Consider the following 11592-nt stretch of genomic DNA (forward strand, 5'->3'; position numbering starts at 1 on the left):
GTTTCGGCACATAGACCCAAAACCTTTCCTTTTCTCTTATCGGTTTGTCGCAGCGGTTTGTACGGGTTCCGTCCGTTCTTCCGGTGCGGACAAATAAAACACCATGAGCAGGATCAGCCCCGCACCGGCAAGCTGGTACATGCCGAACGGGACGTGGAGCCACACGACAGATGCAGCGATCGCCGACAGCGGCTCCACGCTCCCGAGCACACTGGTGTCCTGAGGATTCAAATACTTAAGGCTTTCGAGATAAAACCAGAAAGCGAACATCGTGCCGAACAGGATCACGAATGCCAGGAACAGCAGCGTCCCGGCTGTCCAGCCGACGGTATCCGCCTGCCAGGGCGGATGGATCAGCCCCATCCCCGCGCCGCCGATGACCATTGCCCAGCCGATGACGTTGAGCGATCCCCATTTCATCAGGAGCTGCCCGGCATACAGCGTGTAGAACGCCAGCGCGACACCTGATAATACGCCCCAGGCGATGGCGGGGAACGGGACAGACAAGTTCCCGGCTGACCCGTTTGTCAGGAGCAGCAGCGTGCCGGTGAGCGCCAGCGTAACCGTCAGGACTTCCTTCAGCCGGAGCCGGTTTTTTCTCACGAAGGCATAATAGAGGAGGATGAAAACCGGCGCCAAATATTGGAGGAGCGTCGCGACAGCCGCATTGCCGAAAGAGATGGATGCCATATAGGTGTACTGGACAGCGAGCATGCCGCCCAGCCCGAACAGGACGAGCTGCACTGCCGCCTTCCGGTCCTTCCAGATTCCGATCATTTTCCGCTGATTGCCGGCGAACAAAGAAATCCCCAGCAGCAGAATTCCGGCGATCAGCAGCCGAACAGACACAAGCCAGCCGACCTCGATGCCGCTTTCCTGGAACAGCCGCTGCGCGACCGTCCCGCCGATCCCCCAGAAAGACGCGCCTAAAAGCACCAGCACAATCCCTTTCCATCTCTTCTTCCCCATCGTCACACCTCCGCGTTTCTTTTCCGTTCTTCCCATCGTAAGGCGCGGAACAGGTAAAAGCAACCAGATTCTGCAGCCTGATTTTACGTCTCCTTATTTCTGTGTCCCTGTGCCGGAAACGATTCAGACTTCTCCCGTCCCTCCTTTGCCGATCCGCGGCTGTACTGGGTCGGAAAGATCGGATGAGGTCTCTTCGCAGCCAAAGAAATAGAAGCGGCTCTTTCTTTTCTAAAACCCTTTCTTTATGGTTAAATTAATTTGGAAAACTAACTATCGACCCATATAGAGGAGGAACTTCGTATGACGAACACGGCCCGCGATGCCGCCCAATTGAAAGTGCTGTTCCTTGAAAACCGCGAAGCTTTTGAAAAGCGGCTTCTGTCGGAAGCAGTCAATGTGAGAGACAAAATCAATGAAATCCTGACAATCGGCAATATCGATCTCGTCAACAATGCCCATCGCCTGGTCGGTTACATCATCGACGGGAAAGATCAAGAGCTGGAAGCCTTCGCCCGTCAGGAAGGAATCGCCTGGGCCACCCACTCCATCGATTTGACATTCAAGCTCGAGTGGATCCAAGCGATCCGCCGGACATTGTGGATCTTCATCGAACAGTTCAGCGAAACCATCGAGCCTCAGTCCTCGGCCAATTTCTTCAGACTGGAACAGCAGATCAACAACCACGTCGACTCGTTCCTGAACGCATTTTTCCTGAGTTATTCGACGTATAAGGACCAGCTGATCACGTCCCACCGGAAGCTGGTCGAGAATCTGTCGGTTCCGCTTATTCCGATCAACGCCTCCATCTGCGTACTGCCGCTGATCGGGACTGTCGATTCCTTCAGAAGTTCCATCATCGAGGAAAAAGTGCTGACAGAGATCGGGGCTGCCCGTATCCAGACGCTCATCATGGACTTTTCGGGCATCGCCGATATCGAAAGCGACGTAGCGGCACAGCTGACGAAAATCATAGACGGCACTCACATGATGGGCTGCCGGACAGTCATCACAGGCTTGCGGGCGGACGTCGTCCAGAAAATGCTCCGCCTCGGCCTGACATTCGATAACAAGACAAAAACACTCGGCACCCTGCAGCAGGCACTGAAAGAGTACTTCACTGAGCAGTAAATTGTCAGAATAGTGGTGCCAGGCACGCCAGCTGCTGCCTGATTTGCCGAAATCCATAAAAGGCGTTCCGACCATCTGTCTCGATGGCCGGAACGCCTTTTTGCATGCGAGTTTTTCTGAATAGTGTCTGTCACAGGGACCCGAGCGATGATCCTGAGGAAATCGAAACCGCCTGCGTAATCCTGTCGGAAGTTTCCCTGAGCAGCGGCAGGAATTCCTCCCGCAGCGTCTTTCGGCTAACGCGGCCGGCATGCGCCGAACAGTTGATGGCCGCAATGACGCTGCCATCCCCCCGTCTGATCGGAACCGCGATGGACCGGAGTCCCTGCTCCAGCTGCTGATCGACGCCAGCCCAGCCCCGCTCCCGGACTTTGTCCAGTTCCTCCATCATGCTTTCTTTATCCGCGATCGTGTTCTCCGTGTATTTCTTAAACGGTGTTTCATCAAGAACTTTATGGAGCTCCTCTTCAGGCAGGCAAGCCAGCAGCATCTGCCCCATGGAAGAGGCGTAAGCGGGAAGGCGGGAGCCGACATCGAGGCTGATGCTCATGATGCGGTTCGCCGGAACCCGCGCGACATAAATGACTTCCGCTCCGTCAAGCACGGAAATGGAACACGATTCCCCTGTTTTTTCAACAAACTCCCGCATGATCGGAACCGCGATGTTCCAGATGTTCTGGGAAGAAATGTAGGCATAGCCGAGCGTCAGCGTGCGGGCGGTCAGTGAGTAGATCCCGTTCGCCGATTCCGTAAACCCGAGCGCTTCCAATGTCAGCAGAATCCGCCGCACCGCCGGCCGTGAAAGACCGGTGATTTTCGCCGCCTGGCTGACTGTCAGCTTCGGCGTTTCTTCAGAAAATGCCTGGATCACCTGGAGTCCCCGCTCCAATGATTGAATAAAATCGCTGGATTGCCGCAAATTTTTAGAATTTTCCATTGACATAACAGTCCTCTCTGCGTTTAAATAAGGTTGTACGCTTTACGATTTATTGTACGTATATCGTACAACAACCGAAAAAGTTTTGCAAGCGCTTTATTCATTGACTAAAAATTTTTTAAGGAGTGGATTGGAATGGCAGAAACAGCAGTGCAGAACAAGCGGGTCCTGGAAGTCTACGAAAGTTTCATCAAACATATGAAAGCGTTTTTAGACGAACAGCAGCTGAATCACGAAGAGTACACCAACTTCGTCAAATGGGCTGACCGTCTCGGCAAAAGCGGCGAAATTCCTCTTTTCCTGGATGTCTTCATCGAAACGTACGTGCTGGAAGCGAAATACAAGGACCTCCCGGGCACGGAGCCTTCCCTACTCGGGCCATACTTTGCAGAAGGATCACCGGAAATATCAGGCAAGCCTGCCGTGTTGCCGCAGCGTCCGGATGAAGAAGGCGATCCGCTCGTATTCCGCGGAAATGTGAAAGACGTCGACGGGAAGGCGTTGGCGAACACGAAAGTGGAATGGTGGCAGGATGACAACGACGGGCTGTACTCGAACTTCGATTCACCTGCCCCGCCGTTCAACTTGCGCGGTCACTTCTATACCGATGAAAACGGAGATTTCGAAGTCCGGAGCATCGTGCCGATTCCGTATCAGATCCCGACAGACGGTCCGACCGGGGAATTCGTCCGGGCAGCGGGCTATCATGCATACCGCCCGGCGCACATCCACATGAAATTCGAACAGCCCGGTTACGAGACGCTGATCACGCAAGTGTTCTTCGAAGGCGACGAATGGCTGGAGACCGATGTCGCGAACGGCGTGCGTTCTTCCCTGCTGACCAAGCTGGAGGACGCAGGTGATCATAAAGAAGCATCGCTCGATTTCGTCATGCGTTCTGAAGAATAAACAGCGGAATCGCGGGCATTCACCGAGTGCCCGCTTTTCTTTTCATCCAAGATTACGAGGTGGTGTTGATAAATGGATTTTTACAAAGTGAACGTGAACGGCCACGACATTCAAGTCGCAGACTATCCGGGAGACGGAGAGACGATCATTGCCATCCACGGCCTGACAGGGACACACCGCAACATGCATCATTACGCACAGCGCTATAAAGGCCGGTTCCGGGTGATCGCCGTGGACCTCCGGGGACGCGGAAACAGCTCCGGACTCGATGCGGAACCATCAATTTTCAAGCATGCCGAAGACATTATCGGACTGATCGGAAAATTCGGCATCCGGCAGCCGATCCTGATCGGCCATTCGATGGGCGCATTCATTTCAGCGATCGTCGCAAGCCGGCTGCAGAGCGTCCAGGCTGTCATCCTGCTTGACGGCGCCGCACAGATGTCGGAACACCAGCAAGCGATTGTGAAACCGTCACTCGCCCGGCTCAGCAAACAGTACCGGTCGAAGGCCGATTACGTCGATGAGATCAAAACCATCTACAGCGGACTGGGCATTTCCTGGAATGAAACGTTGCAGGAGACCGTGGAATACGAAGTCGGACAGACCGGCGGACATTGGGAAAACAAATCCGAAGAAGCCGGCATCCTGGCCGATTTCGACAGTTTTTATCAGTTCGTCCCAAAGGAAATCTGCCCGGACATCCGCTGTCCTGTCCTTCTCGTCTACGCGAAAGGGAATATCGGCCCGATGCCGCCGCTTTTCTATTTGGACGATTATGCGGATACGCAAAAGTTCACGGAGGATTTAACCGTGACCGTGTCCGATTCCAATCACTACACGATGGTCTTTGAAGAACGGCAGGAGATCTTCGGCGCCATCGATGCATTCCTTGCGAAAACCGAACAGGCTTGACCAAGAAAAAAGGGATCAGGGAGGAAAATTCATGAAATTCTCATTCAATAAAGTCAGCGAGTCCTTCTGGACGTCGCACAGGCAGACGAAAGATTTGGTGACCATGGCAAGTCTCCGGGAACAGGGCGGCGCTGGGGTGGCGTCACCTGATTACCGGGAGGAAGCGGCCGGCGCCGCACGGCCGGAAAACACGGAGCGCAACCGTTCCTACAACAAGCTGCAGACGGTCGGCCTGTATTTAGGGCCGCTGCTCTTCGCGTTCATTCTGTTCTTTTTGCCCCTGCCCGGACTGAGCGATGAAGGGCGCGCTGTGCTCGCCGTCACAGCATGGATGGCGGTGTGGTGGGTGACGGAAGCGATTCCGCTCGGCATCACTTCACTGATGCCACTGGTGCTGCTGCCGCTGCTCGGAGCGGTCGACAGCAGCACCACGGCCTCGAGCTACGGTTCGTCGATGATTTTCCTGTTCGTCGGCGGGTTTGCGCTCGCGCTCGCCCTGGAACGCTGGAACTTGCATGAGCGGATCGCCATCACCATCATCAGTGCGGTCGGCGCCAGCACATCAGGCCTCGTGCTCGGCTTCATGCTGGCGACCGGGTTCCTGTCAATGTGGGTATCCAACATGGCGACCGTCATGCTGATGATTCCGATCGGCCTTGCCATCATCGCGAAAGTCGTCACCTTGATGAAGGACGACGGCGTGTACACGGAAGAGGAAGAAACGAAATTCACGAAATCCATTATCTTCGCCATCGGTTTCGGCGGCACTATCGGCGGAAGCGCAACACTGATCGGCACTCCGACCAACATCATTCTCGCCGGACTGGCAAGTGAACTGCTCGGTTTTGAAATCTCGTTCGCCCAGTTTTTCTTCTTCGCCTTTCCGCTCATTTCCGTCCTGATGCTGTTCGCGATTTTTTATATCACAAAAATCGCCTACCCGATGAAAGTGAAGAAAATCACGAATGGCCGCCAGTTCGTCACTGACCGGAAGAAAGAGCTCGGCCGCATGTCGTATGAGGAGAAAGTGGTCCTCACGGTTTTCACCATCACCGCTTTCATGTGGATGACACGGACGTTCATCTGGACGGATCTGATTCCGGGGATCAGCGATACGATGGTCGCGATGATCGCCGCCATCGTCCTTCACCTGCTCCCGGCCTCAGGCGGAAAAGGTGAACGGATTCTCGGGAGTGACACACTGAAGAATATGCCGTGGGGCGTCCTGCTGCTCGTCGGCGGCGGTCTCGCACTCGCGGCAGGATTCAATGGCACGGACCTCGCCAGCTGGATCGGCAATCAGCTGCTGCTGCTTGAAGGCGCTTCCTACCTGATGATTCTTGCAGTCACCTTGCTGCTCGGCATCGGCATGACCCAGCTGACTTCCAACACTGCGACCGTCACCATTCTCGTGCCGATCGCCGCCGCGCTTGCACTGGCGATAAATATCCACCCGCTGCCGCTTATGACGGCTGTCGCGATGGGCGCCGGATTCGCTTTCATGCTGCCGATCGGGACACCGTCGAACGCCATCATTTTCGCGACCGGCAAGATCACGATGGTCGACATGCTACGAAAGGGCACATGGCTCACAGTCCTTGCCTTCGTGCTGATCCTTCTCTTTGTTTATTTCATCCTTCCGGTCATCTTCGGATTCAATCAATTCGAGTACCCGGACGCATTGAAGCAGTAATCAAGTCAGGAGTGAAAACATGAGCGACGCATTAACGTATTTTAAGGAAGTGTACGGGGAAGTGCCCGGCTGGGTGCAGAAAATGCACGATTACAGCCCGGCCGTCCTCCATACGTATACCGGCATCCGCGGGGAGATCATGCAGGACGGCGCGCTGTCCCGGAAAGAGAAAGACAGTCTGATCGCCAGCATGAACGCGGCCCGCCTGTATGAGCGGAGCATGATTTACCACACGAAAGGCGCGGTCGACTTCGGCGCTTCGCTGCCCGAAATCGCGGAGTACTTCCTTACCGCTTATCTCTATAAAGGCGACAGCGCCCTCCGCACAGCCCTTTCCGCCATTTCCTATGCGCTGGAGCTGAACGGGAAACCCGCACCGGCCACGGAAAACGAAGCGGCGGCCGACGAAACGCTTTCGCGGATCATCGGCTGGCTCGAGGGAGAAGATACGGCGTTCCTGAAAGAAACGCTCCGCGTGCTGAAAACCGGGGACCGCGACGCGCTCGAAGCGAAAATCCTCAGCGACGGCATCGTCTCTTCCCGGCTGAAACACCTGAATATGGCCGGCAATTTCATCGTTGAACTGGACGGACGGGGCGCCGTTCCGTGGATGGAACGGGCCCGCGAAGCCGGCGCTTCTGAAGCGGACCTTGCGGATGTCGGCTACATCTGCATCCTGACAGCCGGCATTCCCGCCTGGTTCGAGCTGAGCGATTCGCTGAAAACGAAAAATGAAACAGAAATCGGAGGCTGACTTATGGCAAAGCAAAAACACAGCGCAGCGGAAGCCTTAGCTGCCGTCAAATCCGGCGATGTGATCCTGGTCGGCGGTTTCGGCCTTGTCGGCGCGCCGCTGACACTGATCGACGAACTGACGAGAAAAGACGTCAACGGCCTGACCATCGTCAGCAACAACCTCGGTGAATCCGGCAAAGGTCTCGGGATTTTATTGAACCAGAACAAGATCAAAAAAGGGATCGGCTCGTATTTCACGAGCAACCGGGACGTCGGCGACAAGTACCAGCGGGGAGAGATCGAATTGGAACTGCTGCCTCAGGGCACGCTGTCCGAATCGATCCGTGCGGGCGGCGCCGGACTCGGCGGCTACTACACGACGACCGGCGTCGGCACCGATTTGGCGAAAGGAAAAGAAGAACGGGAAATCGACGGTGTCCGCTATATTCTGGAAAAAGCGATCCGTGCGGACGTCGCACTGATCCGCGCGCACAAAGCCGACACGCTCGGGAACCTCGTCTACTATAAAACGGCCCGCAACTTCAATCCGCTCATGGCGACCGCCGCGAAAACGGTCATCGCCGAAGTGGATGAAATCGTGGAACCCGGCGAGCTCGACCCCGAAGCGGTCATCACCCCCCACTTGTATGTCGATGCCATCATCAAAGCGCAGCAAGTCCTCACGAAGGAAGGAGTGGTCAGCCGATGACGACGCAGATCAGCAAGCACGACATCCAGCACATGATCGCCAAACGGGTGGCGAAAGAGCTGAAAGGCCCGCTCACCGTCAATCTCGGAATCGGCATCCCGACGCTCGTCGCTGCATACATGGAAGATGATTCGATTTATCTCCACACGGAAAACGGCCTGCTCGGTGTGACGGATGTCGAAGAACCGGACGTCGACCCCAACCTCGTCAACGCCGGCAAGCTGCCGGTCGGCGAAGCGGTCGGCGCTTCGTTTTTCAACAGTTCGGATTCCTTCGCCATGATCCGCGGCGGGCATGTCGATGTGGCGATCCTCGGCGCCCTCCAAGTGGATGAAACCGGCGTTATCGCGAATTGGGCGGTCCCCGGCAAGAACATCATGGGGGTCGGCGGTGCGATGGATCTCCTCGTCGGCGCGAAGAAAGTGATCGTCACGATGAGTCACACCGCAAAAGACGGCAAGAGCAAGCTTTTGAAAGAGTGCACGTATCCGATCACTTCGACCCGGTCGGTCGACCTCATCGTCACCGAACTCGCGGTATTCGAAGTGACGGACGGGAAGCTCCGGCTGGCTGAACTGATGCCGGGCGCTTCGATTGAAGACGTCAGGGAAAAGACGGAAGCGGAGTTTATTGAACAATAAAGGAGTTTTGAACGGATGAAGATCCAAGCTGCAGAAGTATTCGTGCTCGATATGCCGATCATCCGGCCGCACCAGCTGGCGATGCACACGATCACGGAACAGGCCATCGTCGTCGCCTGCGTGCGGGATACGGACGGTGCCGAAGGGTGGGCGGAAGTGGCCACCATCGGCGGAGCTTCCTACGGCGAATCCACGCCGGAAGCGATCAAAGTGAACATCGACCGCTACATCTCCCCGCTCATCATCGGCAAAGAGCCGATCGCCTTCGGCAAAATCATGGATGATGTCGCCAGGCAGGTGCGCGGCAATCATTTCGCCAAAGCGGTCATCGAATCGGCGATCGTGGATTTGGCGGCCAGACAGCGCGGCATTCCGGCTTATGAATTGTTCGGCGGGAAGATCCATGATTCCCTGCCGGTCGCCTGGACGCTCGCAAGCGGCGATACCGGCAAAGACATCGAAGAAGCGCACGAAATGCTCGAGAAGAGACGCCACAACATTTTCAAACTGAAGATCGGCAAAGGCGATGCGCAAAAAAATGTCGAGCATGTCCTGGCCATTAAACAGGCGGTCGGCGACAGCGCCCGGCTTACGGTCGATGTGAACCAGGCATGGGATGAAGATACGGCGAACCGCTGCATTCCGGCGCTTGAAGAAGGCGGCGTTTCGATGATCGAACAGCCCCTCCCCGCTTGGGACCACGAAGGCATGGCCCGCCTCACGAGCCGTTACCGTGTGCCGATTCTGGCGGACGAAGCGGCGACATCGGTCCAGGAAGTGTTCAAGATTGCCAAGCACCGCGCGGGCAACTCCATCGCCTTGAAAGTGTGCAAAGCGGGCGGCCTGACCGATACAAAGAAAGCGGCGGCGATTGCAGAAGCGGCGGGACTCGGCCTGTACGGCGGCACGATGATCGAATCGAGCCTCGGCACCGCGGTCTGCGCGCAGATCTATGCGACCATTCCCGCTCTCCAATTCGGGACGGAGCTTTTCGGCCCGCTGCTGTTCAAAGATACATTGACGACTAACGACATCAAGTACGAGAACTTCGAAATCGTCATCCCGGACGGACCGGGTTTCGGCATGGAAGTCGACCGTGACAAAGTGAAAAAATACGCAAGATCAGGAAACTGAGGAGATGAATGGTTTGAAAAATACAGTGATCGTGGATTCCGTCCGGACCGCCATCGGCAAACTCGGCGGCGGGTTCAGGGATGTCGAAGCCGACTTTCTCGGCGCGCATGTCATCGAAGCGCTGATCAGCCGGACGGGAATCGACAAAGGAGCGGTCGAGGAAGTGATCCTCGGCCAGGCGAAACAAAGCGCGGATATCTCGAACCTCGCACGCGTCGCCCAGCTGCGGGCCGGAATCCCGGAATCGGTACCGGCGTATACACTTCACCGGCAATGCGGCTCGGGTGTGCAGGCGATCAACTCCGCCTCCCAGCAGATCCAGACGAATTTGAGCGACATCATCATCGCGGGCGGAGCCGAGTCGATGAGCACAGCGCCTTACTATGTCCGGGGTGTCCGGTTCGGCACCGGTTCGGGCGACGTGCTGCTGAAAGACCCGAATACGGCGAGCCAGCCCGGTTCCCAGCCGGTTGAGACTTATGGCGATCTCACCATGGGGTTCACCGCCGAAAACGTCGCGGTGAAATACGGCATTTCCCGCGAGGAGCAGGACGAATTCGCGCTCGAGAGCCAGGAGAAAGCGCACCGCGCCATTCAGCGCGGCCTGTTTGAAGAGCAGATCGCGCCTTATACGATTAAAGGACGCAAAGGTGATACAGTCGTCCAGACCGATGAACATCCGCGTGAAACGAGCCTGGAAAAACTGGCGAAGCTGAAGCCCGTCTTCAAGGAAGGCGGCACCGTAACAGCAGGCAACGCCAGCGGCCGGAACGACGGTGCGGCGGCCGTACTCGTCATGTCCGAACAGGCGGCACAGGAACACGGATTCCAGCCGAAAGCCCGTCTCGTCGCCCAGGCGGCGGCCGGCTGTTCACCGGAACTGATGGGCATGGGACCCGTCTATGCGACGCGGAAAGCATTGAAGCAGACAGACTTGACGATCGATGACCTCGACATCATCGAACTGAACGAAGCGTTCGCTTCCCAGTCCATCGCCTGCATCCGTGAGCTCGGCCTTGACCGGAACCGGGTCAATCCGAACGGCGGCGCCATCGCACTCGGCCATCCGATCGGCGCAACCGGTGCCATCCTTATGACGAAACTGCTCCATGAACTTGAACGCACCGGCAAACGGTACGGCCTCGTGACTCTCTGTATCGCAGGCGGCATGGGCATCTCCACTATCGTGGAAAACCTGCAGGCCTGAACTGGCTTTAATAGTCAGAATAGTGGTGCCAGGCACCACTATTCTGACACCATTATTCCAACAAAAGCCCGCCCCCTCCACAAACTGCGCGGAGGGGGCGGGCTTTTCCGGTTTTCGCCGTTCCCGGTTCGGTCCTTTTCAATTTTCTCCGTTTTTTACCGCAGCCGGTTCAAACGCGGTCATCGCGATTCCGGTCAACCCGCTTTTCATCGGTCCGGCGGTCCTGCTGGATCTTCTCTTCTTCCGGCACGTCGTCCGCACCGGTTTCCGGCATGTTCTGGAACGGCCGGTAATAATCGTCCGCTGCGTCCTTGTCTTCCGGACGGTCCTGTTCTTCGTCCGGATCGACGGCGCCGCGCAAGCTGTGCGGGATATGGGCGACGAGGTCATCGAGCGCTGTTTCATCGTAAGGTGAAGTCTCGTCCGGTCCGTCTTCCTTCCGCCGTTTCGGATCTTTCGGTGCCATGCTGAATTCCTCCTGTCGGTGAATGACTTGTGGTATCCCTATACCCGCAGCCCCCCTGTTTTATGCAGCAGTCCTATGAACACAACCGAAAAGCGCCGGTGTTGCAATAAACGACGGGATGGTGTACGATGGTCAGCGTGATTGAAAAA

General features: G+C 56.5%; 12 protein-coding genes. 9 read left to right on the forward strand and 3 right to left on the reverse strand.

Annotated elements, in window-relative coordinates; all coding sequences use genetic code 11:
- Positions 1 to 36: 36 nt before the first annotated feature.
- Entirely contained in the window at positions 37 to 969 is a 933-nt protein-coding gene (locus CCE92_RS14950; RefSeq protein ID WP_088009364.1) for a DMT family transporter, read from the reverse strand.
- Between the two features lie 300 nt (positions 970 to 1269).
- On the opposite strand from CCE92_RS14950, the gene CCE92_RS14955 reads away from it, so the two are divergent.
- A complete protein-coding gene (locus CCE92_RS14955; protein ID WP_088009366.1) occupies positions 1270 to 2097 on the forward strand; it encodes an STAS domain-containing protein in 828 nt (275 codons plus the stop codon).
- Positions 2098 to 2227: 130 nt separating this feature from the next.
- Here the strand turns inward: CCE92_RS14955 and CCE92_RS14960 are convergent, their stop codons facing one another.
- The gene (locus CCE92_RS14960) at positions 2228 to 3034 is read right to left on the reverse strand and encodes an IclR family transcriptional regulator (protein ID WP_088009388.1); all 807 of its coding nucleotides are present in this window, start codon (positions 3032 to 3034) and stop codon (positions 2228 to 2230) included.
- A 135-nt stretch (positions 3035 to 3169) separates the two neighbouring features.
- On the opposite strand from CCE92_RS14960, the gene CCE92_RS14965 reads away from it, so the two are divergent.
- From CCE92_RS14965 to CCE92_RS15000, 8 genes are all read left to right on the forward strand, one after another.
- Positions 3170 to 3943, forward strand: a complete 774-nt coding sequence (locus tag CCE92_RS14965) for a dioxygenase family protein (RefSeq protein ID WP_088009368.1) — start codon at positions 3170 to 3172, stop codon at positions 3941 to 3943.
- A gap of 72 nt (positions 3944 to 4015) precedes the next feature.
- The gene (locus CCE92_RS14970; RefSeq protein ID WP_088009370.1) at positions 4016 to 4858 is read left to right on the forward strand and encodes an alpha/beta fold hydrolase; all 843 of its coding nucleotides are present in this window, start codon (positions 4016 to 4018) and stop codon (positions 4856 to 4858) included.
- A 31-nt stretch (positions 4859 to 4889) separates the two neighbouring features.
- Positions 4890 to 6551 (forward strand): SLC13 family permease, encoded by a 1662-nt coding sequence (locus CCE92_RS14975; protein WP_088009372.1) that lies wholly within the window; start codon positions 4890 to 4892, stop codon positions 6549 to 6551.
- Between the two features lie 19 nt (positions 6552 to 6570).
- Positions 6571 to 7305, forward strand: a complete 735-nt coding sequence (locus tag CCE92_RS14980) for a carboxymuconolactone decarboxylase family protein (RefSeq protein ID WP_088009375.1) — start codon at positions 6571 to 6573, stop codon at positions 7303 to 7305.
- A gap of 3 nt (positions 7306 to 7308) precedes the next feature.
- Positions 7309 to 7995 carry a CoA transferase subunit A gene (locus CCE92_RS14985; RefSeq protein WP_088009377.1) on the forward strand — a complete coding sequence of 229 codons (687 nt, stop codon included), beginning with the start codon at positions 7309 to 7311 and terminating at the stop codon, positions 7993 to 7995.
- The gene (locus CCE92_RS14990; protein ID WP_088009380.1) at positions 7992 to 8636 is read left to right on the forward strand and encodes a 3-oxoacid CoA-transferase subunit B; all 645 of its coding nucleotides are present in this window, start codon (positions 7992 to 7994) and stop codon (positions 8634 to 8636) included. Before CCE92_RS14985 ends, CCE92_RS14990 begins: the two co-directional genes overlap by 4 nt.
- Positions 8637 to 8651: 15 nt before the next feature.
- The gene (locus CCE92_RS14995; protein WP_088009382.1) at positions 8652 to 9770 is read left to right on the forward strand and encodes a muconate cycloisomerase family protein; all 1119 of its coding nucleotides are present in this window, start codon (positions 8652 to 8654) and stop codon (positions 9768 to 9770) included.
- 13 nt (positions 9771 to 9783) lie between these two features.
- Positions 9784 to 10977 carry a thiolase family protein gene (locus tag CCE92_RS15000; protein WP_175578114.1) on the forward strand — a complete coding sequence of 398 codons (1194 nt, stop codon included), beginning with the start codon at positions 9784 to 9786 and terminating at the stop codon, positions 10975 to 10977.
- Between the two features lie 169 nt (positions 10978 to 11146).
- Here CCE92_RS15000 and CCE92_RS15005 read toward each other — a convergent pair whose 3' ends face one another.
- Positions 11147 to 11443, reverse strand: a complete 297-nt coding sequence (locus tag CCE92_RS15005) for a hypothetical protein (protein ID WP_088009386.1) — start codon at positions 11441 to 11443, stop codon at positions 11147 to 11149.
- Positions 11444 to 11592: the final 149 nt, after the last annotated feature.

The sequence above is a fragment of the Indiicoccus explosivorum genome (assembly GCF_002167005.1).
Taxonomy (GTDB): domain Bacteria; phylum Bacillota; class Bacilli; order Bacillales_A; family Planococcaceae; genus Indiicoccus; species Indiicoccus explosivorum.

Coding starts and splice junctions, on each gene's coding strand:
- CCE92_RS14955 (WP_088009366.1), top strand. CDS start 1,270: ATGACGAACACGGCCCGCGATGCCGCCCAATTGAAAGTGCTGTTCCTT.
- CCE92_RS14970 (WP_088009370.1), top strand. CDS start 4,016: ATGGATTTTTACAAAGTGAACGTGAACGGCCACGACATTCAAGTCGCA.
- CCE92_RS14980 (WP_088009375.1), top strand. CDS start 6,571: ATGAGCGACGCATTAACGTATTTTAAGGAAGTGTACGGGGAAGTGCCC.
- CCE92_RS15005 (WP_088009386.1), bottom strand. CDS start 11,443: ATGGCACCGAAAGATCCGAAACGGCGGAAGGAAGACGGACCGGACGAG.
- CCE92_RS14960 (WP_088009388.1), bottom strand. CDS start 3,034: ATGGAAAATTCTAAAAATTTGCGGCAATCCAGCGATTTTATTCAATCA.
- CCE92_RS14965 (WP_088009368.1), top strand. CDS start 3,170: ATGGCAGAAACAGCAGTGCAGAACAAGCGGGTCCTGGAAGTCTACGAA.
- CCE92_RS14985 (WP_088009377.1), top strand. CDS start 7,309: ATGGCAAAGCAAAAACACAGCGCAGCGGAAGCCTTAGCTGCCGTCAAA.
- CCE92_RS14950 (WP_088009364.1), bottom strand. CDS start 969: ATGGGGAAGAAGAGATGGAAAGGGATTGTGCTGGTGCTTTTAGGCGCG.
- CCE92_RS14990 (WP_088009380.1), top strand. CDS start 7,992: ATGACGACGCAGATCAGCAAGCACGACATCCAGCACATGATCGCCAAA.
- CCE92_RS14975 (WP_088009372.1), top strand. CDS start 4,890: ATGAAATTCTCATTCAATAAAGTCAGCGAGTCCTTCTGGACGTCGCAC.
- CCE92_RS14995 (WP_088009382.1), top strand. CDS start 8,652: ATGAAGATCCAAGCTGCAGAAGTATTCGTGCTCGATATGCCGATCATC.